This is a genomic window from Rhodococcus sp. 66b (assembly GCF_002076325.1).
In the GTDB taxonomy this organism is placed as follows: domain Bacteria; phylum Actinomycetota; class Actinomycetes; order Mycobacteriales; family Mycobacteriaceae; genus Rhodococcus_F; species Rhodococcus_F erythropolis.
The window spans coordinates 115,161-133,702 of record NZ_MUZB01000014.1; the positions used below are offsets into that span (position 1 = coordinate 115,161).

17 protein-coding genes and 1 tRNA gene are annotated in these 18,542 nt (G+C 62.1%); 10 read left to right on the forward strand and 8 right to left on the reverse strand.

What is annotated here, in order from left to right:
• Positions 1–4 precede the first annotated feature (4 nt).
• A complete protein-coding gene (locus B0E55_RS24705; protein WP_020970065.1) occupies positions 5–538 on the reverse strand; it encodes a MarR family winged helix-turn-helix transcriptional regulator in 534 nt (177 codons plus the stop codon).
• Between the two features lie 85 nt (positions 539–623).
• Here B0E55_RS24705 and mraY point away from each other — a divergent pair, with 85 nt between their 5' ends.
• The gene (gene mraY / locus B0E55_RS24710) at positions 624–1,700 is read left to right on the forward strand and encodes a phospho-N-acetylmuramoyl-pentapeptide-transferase (protein WP_003941316.1); all 1,077 of its coding nucleotides are present in this window, start codon (positions 624–626) and stop codon (positions 1,698–1,700) included.
• On the opposite strand, the gene B0E55_RS24715 is transcribed toward mraY, so the two are convergent.
• A complete protein-coding gene (locus B0E55_RS24715) occupies positions 1,697–2,983 on the reverse strand; it encodes a multidrug effflux MFS transporter (RefSeq protein ID WP_108912733.1) in 1,287 nt (428 codons plus the stop codon). The genes mraY and B0E55_RS24715 overlap by 4 nt on opposite strands.
• A gap of 222 nt (positions 2,984–3,205) precedes the next feature.
• Here B0E55_RS24715 and B0E55_RS24720 point away from each other — a divergent pair.
• Positions 3,206–3,276, forward strand: a tRNA-Cys gene (locus B0E55_RS24720).
• Positions 3,277–3,435: 159 nt separating this feature from the next.
• Positions 3,436–4,731 carry a DNA cytosine methyltransferase gene (gene dcm, locus B0E55_RS24725; protein WP_021334279.1) on the forward strand — a complete coding sequence of 432 codons (1,296 nt, stop codon included), beginning with the start codon at positions 3,436–3,438 and terminating at the stop codon, positions 4,729–4,731.
• A gap of 82 nt (positions 4,732–4,813) precedes the next feature.
• Here dcm and B0E55_RS32495 read toward each other — a convergent pair whose 3' ends face one another.
• Positions 4,814–4,939, reverse strand: coding sequence for a hypothetical protein (locus B0E55_RS32495; RefSeq protein WP_255246884.1), 126 nt, complete (start codon positions 4,937–4,939; stop codon positions 4,814–4,816).
• A 394-nt stretch (positions 4,940–5,333) separates the two neighbouring features.
• On the reverse strand, positions 5,334–5,981 hold the full coding sequence (locus tag B0E55_RS24730; protein WP_019749202.1) for a TetR/AcrR family transcriptional regulator: 648 nt from the start codon (positions 5,979–5,981) through the stop codon (positions 5,334–5,336).
• Between the two features lie 97 nt (positions 5,982–6,078).
• Between B0E55_RS24730 and B0E55_RS24735 the strand changes: the two genes are divergently transcribed.
• Together B0E55_RS24735 and B0E55_RS24740 are read left to right on the forward strand one after the other, a co-directional pair.
• Positions 6,079–7,869: an N-acyl-D-amino-acid deacylase family protein gene (locus B0E55_RS24735; RefSeq protein ID WP_020970060.1), complete on the forward strand. Its 1,791-nt coding sequence runs from the start codon at positions 6,079–6,081 to the stop codon at positions 7,867–7,869.
• A complete protein-coding gene (locus B0E55_RS24740) occupies positions 7,866–8,711 on the forward strand; it encodes an alpha/beta fold hydrolase (RefSeq protein WP_019749200.1) in 846 nt (281 codons plus the stop codon). The genes B0E55_RS24735 and B0E55_RS24740 overlap by 4 nt, the downstream gene beginning before the upstream one ends.
• A gap of 85 nt (positions 8,712–8,796) precedes the next feature.
• Here B0E55_RS24740 and B0E55_RS24745 read toward each other — a convergent pair whose 3' ends face one another.
• The 3 genes from B0E55_RS24745 to B0E55_RS24755 are packed head-to-tail and all read right to left on the reverse strand — an operon-like array spanning position 8,797 to position 11,895.
• A complete protein-coding gene (locus tag B0E55_RS24745; protein WP_070385726.1) occupies positions 8,797–9,936 on the reverse strand; it encodes a sulfotransferase family protein in 1,140 nt (379 codons plus the stop codon).
• A gap of 7 nt (positions 9,937–9,943) precedes the next feature.
• The gene (locus tag B0E55_RS24750; RefSeq protein WP_007726165.1) at positions 9,944–10,726 is read right to left on the reverse strand and encodes an SDR family oxidoreductase; all 783 of its coding nucleotides are present in this window, start codon (positions 10,724–10,726) and stop codon (positions 9,944–9,946) included.
• Between the two features lie 2 nt (positions 10,727–10,728).
• Positions 10,729–11,895, reverse strand: a complete 1,167-nt coding sequence (locus tag B0E55_RS24755) for a hypothetical protein (RefSeq protein ID WP_080910651.1) — start codon at positions 11,893–11,895, stop codon at positions 10,729–10,731.
• A gap of 116 nt (positions 11,896–12,011) precedes the next feature.
• On the opposite strand from B0E55_RS24755, the gene B0E55_RS24760 reads away from it, so the two are divergent.
• The 5 genes from B0E55_RS24760 (at position 12,012) to B0E55_RS24780 (ending at position 17,380) form a co-directional block, all read left to right on the forward strand.
• Positions 12,012–12,947, forward strand: coding sequence for a helix-turn-helix domain-containing protein (locus B0E55_RS24760; protein WP_080910652.1), 936 nt, complete (start codon positions 12,012–12,014; stop codon positions 12,945–12,947).
• Between the two features lie 143 nt (positions 12,948–13,090).
• Positions 13,091–14,017 (forward strand): sulfate adenylyltransferase subunit CysD, encoded by a 927-nt coding sequence (gene cysD, locus B0E55_RS24765; protein ID WP_019749195.1) that lies wholly within the window; start codon positions 13,091–13,093, stop codon positions 14,015–14,017.
• Entirely contained in the window at positions 14,017–15,861 is a 1,845-nt protein-coding gene (cysC, locus tag B0E55_RS24770) for an adenylyl-sulfate kinase (RefSeq protein WP_019749194.1), read from the forward strand. Before cysD ends, cysC begins: the two co-directional genes overlap by 1 nt.
• On the forward strand, positions 15,858–17,012 hold the full coding sequence (locus B0E55_RS24775; RefSeq protein WP_019749193.1) for a 3'(2'),5'-bisphosphate nucleotidase CysQ: 1,155 nt from the start codon (positions 15,858–15,860) through the stop codon (positions 17,010–17,012). The genes cysC and B0E55_RS24775 overlap by 4 nt, the downstream gene beginning before the upstream one ends.
• Positions 17,009–17,380: a limonene-1,2-epoxide hydrolase family protein gene (locus B0E55_RS24780; RefSeq protein WP_007726173.1), complete on the forward strand. Its 372-nt coding sequence runs from the start codon at positions 17,009–17,011 to the stop codon at positions 17,378–17,380. The genes B0E55_RS24775 and B0E55_RS24780 overlap by 4 nt, the downstream gene beginning before the upstream one ends.
• A gap of 9 nt (positions 17,381–17,389) precedes the next feature.
• Here the strand turns inward: B0E55_RS24780 and B0E55_RS24785 are convergent, their stop codons facing one another.
• Entirely contained in the window at positions 17,390–18,541 is a 1,152-nt protein-coding gene (locus B0E55_RS24785; protein ID WP_080910653.1) for a N(5)-(carboxyethyl)ornithine synthase, read from the reverse strand.
• Position 18,542 lies beyond the last annotated feature (1 nt).

The window sequence follows — 18,542 nt, forward strand, 5'->3', positions numbered from 1 at the left end:
CGGTTCACCACTTGGTGGGCGCGCCGCCGGTGTCGAAGTCACCCGCAGTCTTGCGAAGTTCAGTGAGGATCGTCACCAATTGCTCGAGCTTGTCCTGCTGGAGTCCGGGGTGTGCGAACACTTTGCTGTTGAGCATTTCAGTGGCTTCGAGGGCCAGCGCGCGACCCGCGTCGGAGATCTCGATGAGCGTCGCACGTCGATCGCTGGGATGCGGGACCCGTCTGACCAGCTCCGCTTTCTCCAAGCGGTCGACGGCATTGGTGACGCTGGTGGGGTGAACCTGGAGTCGGGCGCTTGCCTTGGCCATCGGGAGGGCGCCCGACCTGGTGAAGGTGAGAAGCGTCAGCAGTTCGTAGCGGGCGAAGGTCAGCCCGAGAGGCTTGAGTACCTCTTCGACCCGCGCCATCATGATCTGCTGCGCACGCATCACCGACGTGACCGCAGCCATACCGTCGGCGACATCGCTCCAACCGTGCTTCGTCCACTGACGATGCGCCTCTTCGATGGGGTCGAGGGGGAGCGGCGCGGGGGGAGACATAAGTTCGATCATCCCATGCTGGCAAGCGGTCGGGTGCCTTGTCTGATTGTGTGTCGCAGCCGCTTACGTCTGTAGAGTCCCACGGGTGATTTCAATCCTCGTAGCGGGTGGCGTCTCGTTGTTCGTCGCGCTCTTCCTGACTCCGTTTCTCATTCGTGTGCTTTCGCGGCAGGGGCTCGGGCACGAGATTCGGATCGAGGGTCCGCAGAGTCATCAGGGCAAGCGTGGCACCCCGTCGATGGGCGGCATCGCGATCATCGCCGGCATGTGGGCGGGCTACCTGGCGGCACACATCATCGGATTCGGCTCGCGGCTACCGCGGCTGTCTGCATCCGGTTGGCTGGTTCTCGCGCTCGCCACGTCACTGGGAATCGTCGGCTTTCTCGACGACTTCATCAAGATCCGTAAGAAGCGCAATCTCGGGCTCAACAAGACGGCGAAGACCGTCGGTCAGCTCGCGAGCGCCATCATCTTCGGCATTCTCTTCCTGCAGTTCTCCAACAACAACGGAGTCACCCCCGGAAGCCAGTACCTGTCCCATGTGCGAGATATCTCGGTGTTCTCCATGGGTGCCATCGGCTTTGTGGTCTTCTTCTGCATTCTGGTGTTCGCCTGGTCCAACGCCGTCAATTTCACCGACGGTCTCGATGGTCTCGCGGCCGGTTCGATGGGCATGATCCTGGGGACCTACGTCGTCATCGCCGGTTGGCAGTACCGGAACTCGTGTGTCCTCGAGCCTGCCGCCGGTTGCTACGACGTTCGTGACCCCCTGGATCTCGCTATCGTCGCTGCCGCGGCAGGCGGGGCGTGCCTCGGCTTCCTCTGGTGGAATGCCGCCCCGGCTCAGATCTTCATGGGTGACACCGGCTCCTTGGCGCTGGGCGGCCTGGTGGTCGGCCTGTCCGTCACGACGCACACCGAGTTGCTAATGGTCATCATCGGCGCCCTGTTCGTGGCTGAGATCCTGTCGGTGATCATCCAGGTTCTGGTCTTCCGATCGTCCGGCCGACGCGTATTCAAGATGGCCCCGATCCATCATCACTTCGAGTTACTCGGCTGGCCGGAAACCGTCGTGATCGCAAGATTCTGGATCTTCGTCGCGATCTCGTGCGTCCTGGGACTTGCCACCTTCTACAGCGAGTGGTTCTCCGCTGCCGGTTAGACCGATTCACTCTTTCGGGTCGTATCACTCTTTCGGGTCGTAGCCAGAAGAGCGACCAGACCGAGCGACACACACGCCGTCATCGTGACGGCCAGGGCTGTGCTCGTGTTTCCCAGCAGGCCGACGGCCGGCGCGATGGCCGCACCGACGCCGAACTGGAATGCACCGAGCATTGCCGCGGCAGTACCGGCCGCTTCGCCGTGACGAGCGAGCGCCAGTGCCGGGGCGTTGGGAAGAACGAACCCGATGGCACCGGCCATGACCCACAGTGCGATCACGAATCCGGTTAGCCCGCCCAGTTCCAGGACCGCGACGGCAATGACGACGGCCCCGGAGACAACTGCAGCCACGAGGGCCCACTTGGTGATCTGCTGAGGAGTCCAGCGATCGAGCAGTCGGACGTTGACCTGCGAAGCGCCGATCAACGCAATCGCGCCCGCACTGAAGAGCAGTGCGAACTCTTGCTGATTGAGGCCGTACTGATCCTGATAGACAAACGACGCGCCGGAGACATACGCGAACAACGACGCCATGCCGACGCTGGAGACGAGCGTCAGGACCATGAACGTGCGGTCGCCGAGCAGCGAACCGTAGGTGCGGAGAACCGACTTCAATCCGCTCGGGCGACGCTTTTCCTTCGGCAGTGTTTCGGACAGTCCGAAAGCACCGATCATCGCCGTGCCGACGCCGATCAGTGCCAGGACGACGAAGATCCCGCGCCAGTCGAGGGCGACGAGGAGGGCGCCACCGATGCTGGGCGCCAGGATCGGCGCAACGCCGAGCACGAGCATCAGCCGGCTCATCACGACGGCAACGGTGTTACCGCTGTAGAGGTCGCGGACGATCGCCATGGTGACCACTGCCGCGGCCGCCGCGCCCATGCCCTGGAAAACCCGCAGGATGCCGAGGACCGCGATGCTCGGTGCGAAGACCGCCAGCAGCGAAGCCAGGATGTGCACACCGATCCCGGCGAGCAGCGGCTTCTTGCGGCCGAGAGTGTCCGAGAGCGGCCCGACCAACAGCTGTCCGAGTGCGAGGCCGATGAGAGTTCCGGTGATCGTCAGCTGAACCGTTGACGACGAGACCCCGAGATCGGCGCCGATATCCGGCAGCGCGGGCAGGTACATGTCGATGGTGAAGGGCCCGAGCGCAGTCATGGAACCGAGGGCAAGAATCTTCCCGACGCTGGGCTTACGGTCGACACTGCTCATTTCCAGCGGGGCTGCCTCCAAGGGCGGAGCTGCCTTCACGGGCGGGGCAACGGCGGTGTTCTCGGCACTCATGAAACCTTCTGGGTTGTCTGGGTCTGGCGAACTGCTCGGTCGTTCGGGCGAAATTCGTATGATCTGCGCCCGCCGAGGGAGTCAGCATCGAGACTGACCGATTTGTTCCCGAAGGGCTCGCAGTTTTCCCAGAGACTGGAACGGCGGGTGGGATCGCACTCGAATCATGCTGAGCGGAACTGTGGTTCGACGCCGTGACTCAGGGCAGAGTTACTCACTGACGCGGGTGTGGCTGAGTGGCTAGGCACCGGCCTGCAAAGCCGTTCACACGGGTTCGAGTCCCGTCATCCGCTCGTGTCGGAGACCGGCAGGCATACCGCCTGCCGGTCTTCCTTGTGAGGTCCCGGTTCACGGGGTCGGCTGCGATAGTCTGGGCTGCCGGAGCGAGCGGACCACATGAATGAGGCACTGAATTGATTTCGGGACAGGACCTGCGATCACGGCGCTTGGACGTGGGGATCAGTCAGTTCCAGTTCGCCCGTCAAGCGGGAGTCTCGTCAGCCGTCGTCTCCGCGTGGGAACTCGACAAGGCGTATCCGAAGCCACCGGCGGAACGAGCAGTTCTCACGGCCCTCTCCGCGCTGGAAGCGGCCAAGCGTGAGGGTACGTACGCGGCCCCCCGGAAGCGATCGAGCGGCAGTACCCGTGCGCGTCGAGTGACACCGGTCAACGACCCCGCCTCGGTGGCCAGGCGTGCCGTCGCGGGGGCAGGAAGCGGCGGCCCCACCGTATTGACAGCGTTCTCGGGTTGTGGCGGTATGGCCGAAGGCTTTCGGATGGCGGGGTTTTCGGTGGAGGGATACATCGAAGTCGTGCCGGAGGCGCGTGCGACCTTCGATCGGAACTTCCCCGGCGCGAGGTGCCTCGGCGAGGACATTCGGGCGATCGACGAAGCCCGGGTGAAAGATCTTCTGGCACAAGTGGACATCGATGTGTTGGCTGGGGGACCGCCGTGTCAGGGGTTCAGCCTCGCCGGCCGGCGAGACCGCGACGATCCGCGCAACCATCTCTTCCGGAACCTGCTGCAGCTCGCCGAATTGGTGAAGCCGAAGGTCTTGGTGATGGAAAACGTGCGACTGCTGCTCAGCATGAAGGACCCGGACGGTGGGATGGTCGTCGACCGGATTCTCGGCGAGATGGCTGCATGCGGCTACGACGCGTCGGTCAACACGGTCAATGCGCAGGATTACGGCGTCCCGCAGTTCCGGGAACGAGTGTTCATCGTGGCGACCCGCCGCGACAGTAGTATCGGGCCGCTGCGTTTTCCGCCGAAGACTCACGGCGTGAATGGTGTTGCACCGCTGAGGACTTTTCGCGATGCCACCGTCGACCTGGCCCCGCTGGAATCCGGGCAGGCTTGCGAGACGGACCCGCTGCACTGGGCCGTCGAGCATCCCGAGCACGTCTTGCGGTGGCTGCGTGATGTACCAGAAGGAATGTCGGCGCACGACAACGAAGATCCGGCCATGCGACCGTCGTCCGGGTACAACACGACGTACAAGCGCCTCCGGTGGGACGAGCCGGCGTCCACGGTCGGAACCACTTTCGGGATGATCTCGGCTTCACGCAACGTGCATCCGAAACACACGCGATCGTTGACCGTTCGAGAAGCTGCTCGCCTCCAGACCTTTCCCGACGACTACGTCTTCGAGGGTAAGTGGGGAGCGGTGCGCACGATGATCGGCAATGCGGTGCCGCCGCAGCTGGCGTCGGTACTGGCAGGAGAGATCAAGAAGGCACTCGGCTGAGATAGAGCACCTACGGAAAATGGGGCCGACAATGTCGGCCCCATTTCGAGTTACGCCCTGGCAGGGGTGTGGTGCAAGCGAATCAGCTGAGGTTGAGCTTGGCGATCAACGGCTGGACGACCTTGATGATGTCGATGACGGCGCTGAGGGTGTTGATGGAACCCATGTTTCGGTCCTCCGTGTCGTATGTACAGGTTTGTATGTACAAGGTTGTGTCTGCGTGGTGTTTCTGTACGACCTTGTGTCGCAGACACAAGTTAGCAAACTGGACGCTTGTTTTGGTCGAAATGACCACTTTGCGCTGAAGTTGCTGAAAAGTTCACGGATTGTTCAGGAGCGGAAACAAAAAACAGGCCGGACTCCCCGAAGTCCGGCCTGTCGATGACGCTTTGCGATCAGCTGAATGCCGAAAGTGCGCTGATGAGGCCGATGCCCGCAACTGCGACCTTGAGGACACTCAAGACGTCTTCGAGCTTGACACCCTCGGGCAATACGTTTTCGACAGACTCCATGTTGGATCCTTCATGTGTTGGGGTCGTGGTCCAGCGCCACTGCAAGCAAGATACCCAATCGTGACCACCTGTGAAACCCCGGCGCGAAGATCACAGTTTTGTTGCGCCGGACTCACTGGCCGTCGCAGCCATGGTGGCCGCCACTATTTGTTCCACGCTGATGCCCGCCGCCGGTAGGCAGTGGTAGAAAATTCGTTCGCAGAGGTCGACCATCTCGCCTCGTTCGAGGGTCGGCTCGTCGATCCAGTTGACGACTATTTCCTCCATGAATGCCTGCCACCCGGCGATGGTCGCCTCGACGGTCGCATTCGATTCGATGCCCAGATTTGTGAGCGCGGCGACGATCCATGTGGTGAACGTTCGGCGCATCCCGCGATAGATCGTGCGCATCCGGACGTCGCCACTGCCGGCCATCCGCATCACGGCGAGGTAAATGGTGGGGTGCTCGATAACGGCATCGACGAAAGTTTCGATACCTGAACGCAGCTGGGACGTGATCGGTAGTTCGGGATCCGGTCGCATTCGATCTTCGAGATCGGCCGAGGCAGCCTCGAGGATGGCGTTCTGGAAACCCTTCTTGTTCTTGAAGTAGTGAAACAGCAGTGGCGGCGAGACACCGGCCTCGGCTGCGACGCGATCCATCGACAGTTGGTCGAAAGGCTCGGTCCGCAACATGTGTACTGCTACCTCGAGGATTTGCCTCTGACGGTCTTCGGGGGAGCGGGGGACTGCGGCCATTCCGACATCTTATGTATTGGTTCGGAAGGTTCATTGACTTTTACTCAACGCTGTCTATAACGTGAGGTAACACATACGTGAGGCGAGGAGTCCGACAGTGTCTGCTTTCGACATCGTGGTCAACGACGGGTTGTGGTTCGACGGGACGGGGGCTCCTGGTCTGCGTCGAAATCTCGGAATTCGAGACGGCGTGGTCGCGGAGGTGTCCACGACGCGCCTGGAGATCGGGCCGGACACCGAGGTGATCGACGCGGCCGGCAAGTGGGTTCTCCCGGGCTTTGTCGACGTCCACACGCACTACGACGCCGAAGCCTTGGTCAGTCCAGGCCTTCCGGAATCGGTTCGCCACGGCGTCACTACGGTCGTGCTCGGCAATTGCTCACTGTCGACGGTGTATTCGACCCCGCGTGAAATCGCTGACCTGTTCAGCCGGGTCGAAGCAGTTCCCCACGACGCGGTGCTGCGCATCCTCGAAGCGAACAAGACCTGGACCGGTCCCGCGGCCTACACCGCCGCACTCGAAGCCCTTCCCCTCGGACCCAATGTCGCGGCATTCATCGGCCACTCCGACATCCGCACGCACGTACTCGGATTGGGGCGCGGCACCGACAAGAAGGTCAAGCCGACCCGCTCGGAACTCGGCCGGATGGGCTCGATGCTCGAGGACGCCATCGATGCGGGGATGCTAGGCCTGTCGTCGATGACCAATGCCCTCGACAAGATCGACGGCGACGAATACCGTTCTCGCTCTTTGCCGTCGACGTATGCACGGTGGAAAGAGTTCCGATTCCTCAACCGCATCCTTCGCGATCGCGGAAAGATCTTGCAGAGCGCTCCGACCATCAACCTGCATCCGAACGTCGCGGCGTTCTTCGCCGAAAGCTCCGCCATCGGACGCAAGAAGCCGCTCAAGACGTCGCTGCTCTCCGGTGCGGATTCGAAGGCCTACCCGGTGATCGTGTACTTCATGCTCGCTGCGGCCCCACTGCTCAATCGCTTCGCGAAGACCGATTTCAAGTGGCAGCACCTTCCGGTTCCCTTCACCGTCTACGCGGATGGAATTGACCTCGTCGTGTTCGAGGAGTTCGGTGCCGGCGCCGCCGCTTTGCATCTCAAGGACCAGGTGGAGCGCAACGAACTGCTCCAGGACGAGTCGTACCGTCGCGCATTCCGTAAGGACTACGACAACAAGTTCTCACCCCGCATCTGGCATCGCAATTTCTACGATGCGGTCATCGTGGGATGCCCGGACGAGACGTTGATCGGCAAGAACTTCGGTCAGGTCGGTGACATCCGCGGAGTGCACCCGGTGGACGCGTACCTCGACCTGGTGGTGAAGTACGGGCGAGATCTTCGCTGGCGCACCACCATTGCCAATCACCGGCCCAAGTTCGCGAAGAAACTCGCCGCGAGTTCCGGTGTGCAGATGGGCTTCGGCGATGCCGGCGCACATCTGCGCAACATGGCGTTCTACAACTACCCGGTGCGACTCCTCAAGCGCGTCAAGGACGCTCAGAGTGACCGCAAGCCGTTCCTCACCATCGAGCGCGCAATCCACCGCCTGACCGGTGAACTGGCGGACTGGTACGGCATCGACGCCGGACATCTACGCCAGGGCGACCGCGCGGACTTCGTTGTCATCGATCCAGCCGGGCTCGACGAGTCGGTCGACGGCTTGTTCGAGGCAACCGTTCCCGAGTACGGCGGGATCAGTCGAATGGTCAACCGCAGCGACGATGCGGCCGTCGCGACAGTGATCAACGGCCGACTCGTCTACCGCGAAGGTGAATTCGCCCCGGGATTCGGCATCGAAAAGACAGGCCAGTTCCTGCGCGCAGGTGAAAAGGCTCCGATTACACGGGCCGCGAAGACTAGCGTGGCGCTATGACTACGCCGGCGGATCGCCTCACCTCGTACTCCCGGTCCGGGCTGACTTTCGACGTACGCGACGAAGGACCGGCAGACGGTCCGGTCGTGGTCCTCCTGCACGGATTTCCGCAGGATTCCCGCTCATGGGATCATCTCGCGCCGTTACTGCACGCCCGCGGCTTCCGCACCGTGGCGCCGGACCAGCGAGGGTACTCACCCGGTGCCCGGCCGAAAGCGCGCTGGGCCTACCGCGGGTCCGAACTCGCCGCCGACACTGTCGCGCTGATCGACACACTCGGTGTGGGGAAGGTGCACCTGGTCGGCCACGACTGGGGTGCCGCGGTCGCGTGGCAGGTGGCTGCCGAACGGCCGGATTTGCTCGATACCGTTACCACGGTGTCGGTTCCGCACCCGCTGGCCTTCATCAAGGCGATGGTGACCAGCACTCAGGGACTGAAATCGTGGTACATGGGGGCGTTCCAATTACCCTTCGTTCCTGAGAAGATTCTGGCCTCGTCATCGCTGGGCGAGAAGTTCCTGGTTTCGAGTGGGCAGACGCCGGAGAATGCGCGGCGCGATCTGAACGCCATGCTCGCTCCCGGCAGACTGCGCGGCGGTCTGAACTGGTACCGCGCGATGTGGATGACCAAGCCGAACCCGGCAGCTGCCCGGGTCACCGTGCCGACCCTGCACGTCTGGAGTGACGGCGACGCCGCCATCGGGCCCAAGGGTTCTGCCCTCACTCCCGCGTTTGTCGACGGTCCGTATCGGTTCGAAGTTCTCCGGGGTGTGAGCCACTGGATTCCCGACGAGGCGCCGACGGAGTTGGACCGGTTGCTCGGCGAGCATTTCAGCAGCTGACCGAGTTGCGTACTGAAGCCCCCGCCGTCCGGCGGGGGCTTCAGTCGTCAGCAAGGTCGTCAGCGAGGTCGTAGACCAACGGTGGTCAGCGAGTTCCGAATCGCTCCTCCACCTGTTCCTTCGTCAGGCCGAACTCCTCGAGCGTGTACTTGTGCGACGGTTTGCGAGCACCCGAGCGGCTTTCCTCGTGCATGGCCTCCATCGACTGCTGGGCGGTAGATGTCAACGGGATGTCGAAGTGCGTGTAGATGTTCTCGACGGTTCCCAGTGGATCGGTGACGAAGTCCTGATAGTCGACGTCGATGAACTGCGCGGGATTGTGGTGTGCGCGTGCACTGTCGAACTGCTCGAGCCCCCTGGCCCACAGTTCGAGCTGACTTTCGCCGATCACCTTGTCGGTGAACGTGTTCGACCAACCCTCTGTCGCCTGGGCGGCCAGGCTGCATACCGACGGAATGATCGTCGTAGGGGAGCGGTGAGTCTGGATGACGAGAGCGTCGGGGTACGCCTCCATCAATTCGTCGAGCGCAAACAGGTGGCTCGGGTTCTTGAGGACCCACCGTCGATCCTGATCGGGCAGACCGATCAGCTGCAGGTTCTTCTTGTGTCGTGCATAGGCGTTCGACCACTCCTGGTCCTTCAGCCATGTGGAGTACGTGGGTAGATTCGCCAGGCACTCGTACGACACGGACTTGAAGGTCTGACGCAAGAGTTGCCAACATTCTTCGACTTCGCTGGCCGACATGTAGTGCACGCCCATGAATTCGGGATGCTCGACGTGGTGTTGACCGAATGTCTCCTCGATCTTGGCGAAGACCGGGTTCGATTCCCACGTATCGCGAGGCGGGCGAGGCTGAGGGAACTCGGTCAGCCACATCTCGAGGCCCTGGTGAGCCGGGTCGACCGTGAGGAGGCGGTGCAAGGCAGTGGTGCCCGTGCGTGGCAATCCGGTGACGAAGATCGGCCGCTCGATCTTGACGTCGGCGTGTTCCGGATGCTCCTTCCACGCCGATTCGCTGAGCAGACGGGCCACCAGGGCGCCGCGAAGGAATACCCGAGAGATCTTGCTGCCGAAGGGCGTCAGATCCTCGTCGCGGTCGTAAGACTCGAGGAGGACCGACAGAGCCTCGGTGTAATCGTCGACGCCGAAGTCCGTCAGGCCGGTCATCCGCGTCGCCGAGGCATGGAGATCCTCGACGGTGCCGACGTGAGTGCGTTCAGTCATGGTGCTCCTAGTGATGGAATTCGCCGCAGTTGACGTCGATGCATTGGCCGGTGATCGCGCTGGCCATCGGAGACGCCAGGAAGATCGCCGCATCGGATACTTCATCCGTCGTCGGCAGGCGCTTGAGGTCGGTGTTCGACGCAGTGTGCTCGTAGATCTGCTCGACAGTCATGCCGAACTTCTCCGCCTGGTGCGCGAAGTATCCCTTGAGGGTGTCGCCCCAGATATAGCCGGGTGCAATCGAATTGACACGAATTCCCTGCGGGCCGAGTTCGGTGGCCAGGGACTGCGACATGGCGAGCAGGGCCGACTTCGCCATCTTGTAGCTGCCGTAACGCTCTTGCGAATGCCGCAACACCATCGAATTGATGTTCACCACGGAGCCGTCCGACTCGGCAAGTGCCGGCGTGAACAGCTGAGTCAGGCGCAACGCCCCGAGAACGGTCAGTTCGATGCTGTCGCGGATGTGCTGGTAATCGGTGCGAGCCAACGGTTTCATCGACGGAATCGAGAATGCATTGTTGATCAGAGTGTCGACTTTGCCGTAGGCGGCAATGGACTCGGCCACCAGATTCTCGGCGGAAGCCTGGTCGGTGATGTCGGTGGCAACGGTGACGGCGCGCCCACCGGCATCGACTATTTCCTTCGCAACGTCGTCGAGTCGCGATTGCGTACGTGCTGCGAGAACAAGACTCGCGCCGGCCGACGCACATCGAAGGGCCAGAGCGCGGCCGAGTGCCGGGCCGACTCCGGAGATGACTACTACACGGTCTTCGAGCAAGGCGGTCATGATTACCCCAGCATTCGGTTGTCGATGGCGGCCTGGCGCTGGGCAATGCGCGCTGCCCAGTCCTCGGCGGTGATGGTGTTGGTGTCGAAATGCGGCAGGTGCTTCGCAATATCTGCGACGGCGACGATTTCGACGGCGGGACCGTCCTGCGGCGTCAGCTCGCGGGACACGCGCTGCCAACGGAACTGCAGAATGCCGCGCGGATGTCCGACGGTTTCGACCCAGTTGGTGACACCGGGGTTCTTCTCGCTGACCACCATTCGGACCATCCCGTCCGGATCGGCCTGTGCCTGGCCGTTGTTGAGGGAGGTCTGATGATTGACGTAGTCCAGTGAGATGTACCAGAGGCTCCCCAGTTGGAAGCCGAGATACGGTGCGTCGGAGGCGGGAACGGTGATGATCATCGCCTGCTCGTCGGTGAGTTCGTAATGTCCCACCGACGAGTACTGCGTTGCCAGCCCGCCCGGTGTCAGGCGTGGTTCGGTCATGGTGTTGACCGTGAGCTTGAGGTAGAACCACTCCGGGAACTGGAGCCACGTCTTGACCCGCGTGACCAGTGCCTTCCCAGCCCGGGCGTAACGCTTCTCGGTCTCTTCGGCGGTGAGAGGTGGCGGCGCGATCCCGATCGAATCGGTGCGCTCGATGCGGATCACGCCGCGCTGCTGACTCCAGTCGCTGTAGACCTCGCGAACGACCAGCTGCGAGGATCCGGGCGCCAGGGTGTAGTAGTTGGCTCGTCCGTCGGCGGGGCCGGGGCCGAACCAAGCGACGAAGTTGCCGTCGTCGTCTATCTCCAGCTCGCGGTCGTCGAAGGCGATTTCGCTGCCGGGAACGTTCGAGTTGGTGTAGTTCCCACTCAACACCTGGAAGCTGAGATCGGCTGTGGTGCCGCGCTTTCCGGTGACCTTGTATTCCTTGTCGTCGTTGATACGGGCGCCGAAGTAGAGGGTGTCCGGGTTGTCGAGACCCATCTTGGTGAATGGTCCGGTGCCCTGGATGAAACTCGGATGGGTCTTTTCGCTGGCCCAGGCGGCATGCGTCGTCGCGATGATTCCGCCGGCCAGATATTGGTATCCCTCCAGTAGATCCTGTTCGGATCTGATGTGCGGCGCAGTCTCGATCAATTTCTCGGCTTCGGCGATCGCCTCGGCAAACGGGTCCGTCAGCACGCTGGCTCCTCACAGTTCCGACTATGTCGCCGGTCCAGAGCGTCGTGGTACAAATATGTACCTATTTGGTAGATGTTGGGTATTTCGACAATAGAACGCGTTCTAGGGAGTGGTCAATGGGTGGACCGGAGAAGACGCCTGAAGAGGGACGCCCGCGGGGGAGGCAATCGCCTCCCACCGAACGGGTGGTTCAGGTGCTCGACTACCTCGTCGGCCGCCCTGATCAGCGGTTCGGGCTGTCGGAACTGGCCCGCGCGCTCGAGATCAGCAAGCCCACCTGCCTGGGAATCCTCACGGCGCTGGCTGATCGTGGATACCTGACTCGGGACGAGGTGTCGAAGACCTATGGGCTCGGTCCGGCCTTGATCGCGGCCGGACGTGCAGCTCAGCGAGGATTTGCCGTCGGACCCATTGCCCGCACCCATCTGGAGAAAGTGAGCACGGAGTTCGGAACGACGTGCACGGCGTCCGGTGTGATCGGTGATCAGATCAGCGTTCTCGAAGTGACCGGACCGATCGGAGCGCGTCGCGCTGCCAAGGTCGGTCAGGTGTACCCGTTCGCACCACCGGTCGGACTGATGTACGTCCTCTGGGGTTCGGATCACGACATGGACAGTTGGCTGAGCAAAGAGCCGAGCCTGCCGGTGCGCTTTGATCGCGAGCGTCTGTGGAACGTGGTCCGCGAGTGTCGCGCTGCGGGGTATCTGGTCGAGAGTCTGGATCCCGTCGGGCAGCGACTGCACACGCTGATGGCGGGCGTTGCGACGCACGATCTTCCGCCGGAGGTGCGTGAACTGCTCGGGGAGATGGTGTCGAGCCTGGGCGAGAGGGTGTATCTCGGGCGCGACATCAGCTCTGACGACGAGCATCCCGTCAGTCTCATTGCGGCCCCGACCTACGACGCCGAAGGGCATCAGGCCCTTGTGCTAACACTTTATGTGGGCGGGGCGATCACCGGCGCCGAGATCGAGCGAAGGGCCGCGGCGTTGGTTGCGGCGGCGGATGCGGTGACGGCGGAAGTTGGTGGCCGGAGTCCGGTTCGCGGTTTGTGACGTCTGATTGCCGGTCATTGACCTTTGGGTAGAACGAGTTCTATTCTGTGATTGCGTTCAATTTAGAACCAGTCCGGTACATAAATGTACCGATGCGGAAATGGTGTTCCGCACGGAGTACGTGATGCTCAGGAGCGAAAGACATGGCAACACTCCAGACCCCGCCCGCCTACGAGTTGTCGCATTTGCGGGCACTCGAAGCGGAGGCGGTCCATATTTTCCGCGAAGTCGCAGCGACTTTCGAAAAGCCGGTCCTCCTGTTCTCCGGAGGTAAGGATTCCGTCGTGATGCTGCACGTAGCGGCCAAGGCATTCTGGCCTGCTCCATTGCCGTTCGCCGTGATGCACGTCGACACTGGTCACAATTTCGACGAGGTGATCGAGTTCCGCGACCGCACGGTCGATCGCTTCAACCTGCGTCTTGTCGTCTCCAGTGTGCAGGACGACATCGACGCCGGACGCGTCATCGAGGACACCGGAGTCGGTTCCAGTCGCAATCGCCTGCAGACGCACGCGTTGCTGCGCGGAATTCGCGACAACAAGTTCGACGCCGTGTTCGGTGGTGCTCGCCGAGACGAGGAGAAGGCGCGCGCCAAAGAGAGGGTGTTCAGCTTCCGGGACGAGTTCGGGCAGTGGGATCCCAAGGTGCAGCGACCTGAACTGTGGAACCTGTACAACGGCAAACACCGTAAGGGTGAACACATTCGGATCTTCCCGCTCTCCAACTGGACAGAGCTCGACATCTGGCAGTACATCGAGAAGGAACGGATCGACCTTCCCGGCATCTACTACGCCCATCGTCGCGAAGTCGTTCCGCGCGACGGAATGTTGTTGGCACGCACCCGCTTCCTCGAGCTTCGCGCCGGCGAGGAGTCCTACGAGGCGTTGGTGCGCTTCCGTACGGTCGGCGACGCAACGTGTACCGGATGCGTCGAATCGTCGGCCGAAACACCGGCCGCTGTCGTGGAAGAAGTTGCGGCGAGCCGTATCACGGAGCGTGGCGCAACCAGAGCTGATGACCGGATTTCCGAAGCTGGCATGGAAGATCGTAAGAAAGAGGGGTACTTCTGATGCCGCAACTGCTGAGAGTCGCTACAGCGGGGAGTGTCGACGACGGGAAATCAACACTCATCGGCCGGTTGCTCTACGACTCCAAGTCGATCTTCGAGGACCAACTCGAGGCCGTGGAGCGGAGCAGTCGAGAACGCGGCGACGAGTACGCCAACCTCGCGCTACTGACCGACGGATTGCGCGCCGAGCGTGAACAGGGCATCACGATCGACGTCGCCCACCGGTATTTCGCGACCCCACACCGGAAGTTCATCATCGCGGACACACCCGGGCACGAGCAGTACACCCGCAACATGGTGACCGGCGCTTCGACGGCCGACCTTGCCCTGATCCTGGTGGACGCACGCAAAGGTGTGCTCGAACAGACGCGACGGCACGCTTTCTTGTCGACTCTCCTGGGGATACCCCACCTCGTGCTGTGTGTGAACAAAATGGACCTCGTGGGCTGGTCTCAGGAACGGTTCGAGGAGATCAAGGAAGAATTCCGGCAATTCGCGATCAAACTGGACGTCCACGATCTGACGTTCATTCCGGTGTCGGCGCTGTTGGGGGATAACATCGTTGCCCGGACCGAGAACATGTCCTGGTACGACGGGCCTTCTCTGCTGCACCATCTCGAGCAGGTGCACATCGCTTCGGATCGCAACTTGATCGACGCGCGTTTCCCGGTGCAGTACGTGATCCGTCCGCAGAAGCAAACGGATGCCGACCTCCACGATTTCCGGGGATACGCCGGAACGGTGGCCAGTGGCGTCTTCAAGCCCGGCGATGAAATCGTGGCATTGCCTTCAGGATTCACCTCGACGGTGAAGGCAGTCCACGGGCCGGGCGGTGACGTGATCGACGAGGCGTTTGCGCCCTCGGCCGTATGCATCGAGCTGGCCGACGATCTCGACGTCAGCCGAGGGGACCAATTGTGTCGGCTCAACAACCGGCCGCAGGTCGGGCAGGAAATTGATGCGATGGTCTGTTGGTTGACTGAACAGACCACCCTGTCGGAGAACAACCGCTACTCGTTGCTGCACACCACGCGCTCCACGAAAGCGCAGATCGTCAAGCTCGACTATCGCCTGGACGTCAATTCTCTGCACCGCGACGAGAAGGCAGAATCTCTGTCCCTCAACGAGATCGGTCGCATCTCGATCAAAACGCAGCAGCCGTTGATGTTCGATCCCTACCGCCGCAACCGCGTGACAGGCAGCTTCATCCTCGTGGACGAGACCACGGGCAATACCGTCGCAGCCGGAATGATCAACGGTCCGACACTCAAGGAATCGCGCGTCGTCTGGCACAGTGCGGAGGTTTCTCGCGAGGAACGTGCGACTGCCGGCGCCACCGTCTGGCTCACCGGTCTCTCGGCCTCGGGCAAGTCGACGATCGCCGTGGAACTCGAACGCCGCTTGGTGGCCGCGGGTATCCCCGCGTACCGCCTCGACGGCGACAACCTCCGGCACGGATTGAACGCGGATCTGGGATTCAGTGCCGAGGACCGAGCCGAGAACGTCCGCCGAGTCGGCTCGGTGGCGCAGCTGTTCGCTGATTCAGGTGCAGTGGCAGTGGCCTGCCTGATCAGCCCGTACCGCGAAGATCGTGATCGAGTGCGGGCGGCGCACGAGGCCGCCGGGCTGAAGTTCGTCGAGGTTTACGTCGACACCCCGATCGAGCAATGTGAAGCCCGAGACCCCAAGGGGATGTACGCCAAGGCCAGGGCCGGGGAAATCAAGGGTTTCACCGGAGTCGACGATCCGTACGAGGCTCCAGCCAGTGCCGAGCTGGTGATCAGACCCGAAGACGGAACGCCTACCGAACTTGCGCTGCGAATTATGGAAGTGTTGGACCGGTGAGCGAATCCACACACAGCAGAATCGCCGACGAGGCACTCGCGGCGGAATTGGCGCAGGCCGCTGGTGCGATCCTCCTGGGGATCCGAGCCGAGGGCCTGGGTGTCGACGACGGTCGTGAGCTAGGTCGCCGGGGCGACAAGGCCGCCGATTCCTACATCCTCGACCGGTTGGCCGCCGAGCGGCCGGAGGATTCCGTGCTCTCGGAGGAGTCTGCCGATGATCGCAATCGTCTGGACGCATCCCGGGTTTGGATCATCGATCCGCTGGACGGCTCCAAGGAATACGGCTTGCCGGATCACGCGGATTGGGCAGTGCACGTGGCGCTTTGGGAGCGCGGTAGCGGAATTACCGCAGCCGCGGTTGCTCAGCCGGCGCTCGGAGCGGTGTACTCCAGTGGCGACGAGGCCGATTCGGTTCCCGCGAATTCGCCGCTCCGCGTAGTAGTCAGCGGATCGCGACCACCCGCATTCACCGAAGCGGTGGCAGCCGAACTCGGCGCCGACGTGGTGCACATGGGATCGGCCGGCGCCAAGGCGATGGCGGTGGTGCGAGGCGAGGTCGACGCCTACCTGCACGCCGGTGGGCAGTGGGAATGGGATTCGGCTGCACCCGTCGGCGTCGCACAGGCGGCCGGGCTGCATTGCAGCCGCATCGACGGTTCACCGCTGCTCTACAACGAATCTCATCCCTACCTTCCGGATCTCGTGATCTGCCGACCGGAGTTGGCTGAGTCGATCCTGGGTGCAATTGCCAAGCACTCCACGGAGTCTGCGGTCAGTGGGCGCGTCGCCATGGCGCGTGAATACGTGAACGCATTGCTCACTCACGACGCAACGAAGGTCCGATTCGCCGCTGACGCCTGGCGAGTCGAGAACGGTCAGCGAACCGGTGACACCGGCGCTTTCATCAGCAACGAGCTCGAACAGGGGCAGCAATATCGCGGAATCGTGGCGATACGTGAACTCGCGCTGCGTGAGTGGGGCGAGAGCGTCGTCGCGCGGTATCTGCTCGACCTCGGAACACCTGGCCAGGCACCGGCCGTCACAGTTTTCGTCACCGAGTACTTCGGGATACCGGCAGGCGAGATCGAAAGCATCCTGGCAATCATCGAACCCTACGAAAACGATTCGAAAGAGGCTGGAACACAATGACATCGGATAAGCTGATCACCGATTTCTGTGCGCTGTGGGCGGACGCCGATGTTGCAAAGATCGTCGACTACTTCACCGATGACGTCGTTTATCACAACATTCCGATGGAGCCCGTGGTCGGTCGCGAGGCCGTCCGGGCGTTCATCGAGCAGTTTGTCGGTGCCTTCGGCAACATCGACTTTCAGATCAAGCGTCAGGTCGCGGACGGCAACACCGTCATGAACGAGCGCGTCGACGTCTTCACCATCAACGGCGCCGAGGTAGCGCTCCCGGTCATGGGGGTATTCGAAGTCGAGGACGGAAAGATCAAAGCCTGGCGCGACTATTTCGACATGGCACCGATCAACGCGGCAGCCGGCCAGGCCTGATCGGGGCGCCTATTCCGCGATGACAGCGTGCGGGTAGTCCGCCGAACGGTGCTGGAAACGCGTAATGGCGGGATTCACGATGACGCCGTCACGGATTTCGATGGCGCGGTCGACGGTCTCGTCTGCCTTCCAGGCCGTCTCTCCTGCCATCACAGTGGGCAGGTAGGGAAGAAGTGATTCGCTGATCTCCCACGACGCGGAGTTCCACAGGTACGACGGGCTGTGATCGACGCCGTAGTAAGTGATGTTGTCGCCGACGATGAAGGTCGGATCCGCGAACGAGGTTGGACGAGCCCAGCTGAACCCCATGCCTTCGTCGCACGAGACGTCGACGATGAGGCTTCCGGGTTGGAAGTCCATGAGATCTTCCTCGGTCAGGAACGTCAGCGGGGCATCCGTGTTCTGCAGTACGCAGTTGACGACGATGTCGTGCTCGGCCAGGAAGCCCGGTACCGGCACGCTGTGGTTGTCGAGCATGACATGGCTGCCGCGGACGTCGCCGTTGTTGTTGTCGAACGAGACCATTCGCGCCGAGTGGATGGGGGAGCTGACGGCGGTGACGCCGCGCTGAGTCAGTACGTCCACTTCGTGGATACCGTGCGCCTTGAGTGCAGTGACAGCGCCGCGTGCAGTGGCACCGAAACCGATCACGGCAGCAGTGAGACGGCGGCCGTAGTCTCCGGTGGAACCGATCAACTGCAGGGCGTGCAGTACCGAGCAATAGCCGGCCAACTCGTTGTTCTTGTGGAACACATGCAGATTGAACGATCCGTCGCTGTGCCAGAAGTTCATCGCTTCGAAGGCGATGAGAGTCAGTTTCTTGTCGATCGCGATTTGTGTCAGCTCGGTGTCCTGGACACAGTGCGGCCAGCCCCAGAGAACCTGACCCGACCGTAGTTCGGCGAGGTCACGCACCAACGGCTTCGGTAGCAGAACCACATCGGTTTCCGCCAAAATCTGCTTGCGCGTGCGGATTCCGGCCACCAGACGCGAGAGGTAGTCGTCGGAGTAGCCGAAGGGGTGGCCGTAACCCTCTTCGAGGTAGATCCGAGAACGTAGGTCGGCATCGATGCGATCGAAATGCGCAGGATGGATCGGCAACCGGCGTTCTGCCGGTTTGCTCGACTGTCCGATGACTCCAAGGGTGCGTGCGTTGTTCAAT

Excerpts from the sequence above, each read along its gene's own strand:
- B0E55_RS24705 (WP_020970065.1), bottom strand. The coding sequence starts at position 538 with ATGTCTCCCCCCGCGCCGCTCCCCCTCGACCCCATCGAAGAGGCGCAT.
- B0E55_RS24715 (WP_108912733.1), bottom strand. The coding sequence starts at position 2,983 with ATGAGTGCCGAGAACACCGCCGTTGCCCCGCCCGTGAAGGCAGCTCCG.
- B0E55_RS24730 (WP_019749202.1), bottom strand. The coding sequence starts at position 5,981 with ATGGCCGCAGTCCCCCGCTCCCCCGAAGACCGTCAGAGGCAAATCCTC.
- B0E55_RS24740 (WP_019749200.1), top strand. The coding sequence starts at position 7,866 with ATGACTACGCCGGCGGATCGCCTCACCTCGTACTCCCGGTCCGGGCTG.
- B0E55_RS24745 (WP_070385726.1), bottom strand. The coding sequence starts at position 9,936 with ATGACTGAACGCACTCACGTCGGCACCGTCGAGGATCTCCATGCCTCG.
- B0E55_RS24750 (WP_007726165.1), bottom strand. The coding sequence starts at position 10,726 with ATGACCGCCTTGCTCGAAGACCGTGTAGTAGTCATCTCCGGAGTCGGC.
- B0E55_RS24760 (WP_080910652.1), top strand. The coding sequence starts at position 12,012 with ATGGGTGGACCGGAGAAGACGCCTGAAGAGGGACGCCCGCGGGGGAGG.
- cysD (WP_019749195.1), top strand. The coding sequence starts at position 13,091 with ATGGCAACACTCCAGACCCCGCCCGCCTACGAGTTGTCGCATTTGCGG.
- cysC (WP_019749194.1), top strand. The coding sequence starts at position 14,017 with ATGCCGCAACTGCTGAGAGTCGCTACAGCGGGGAGTGTCGACGACGGG.
- B0E55_RS24780 (WP_007726173.1), top strand. The coding sequence starts at position 17,009 with ATGACATCGGATAAGCTGATCACCGATTTCTGTGCGCTGTGGGCGGAC.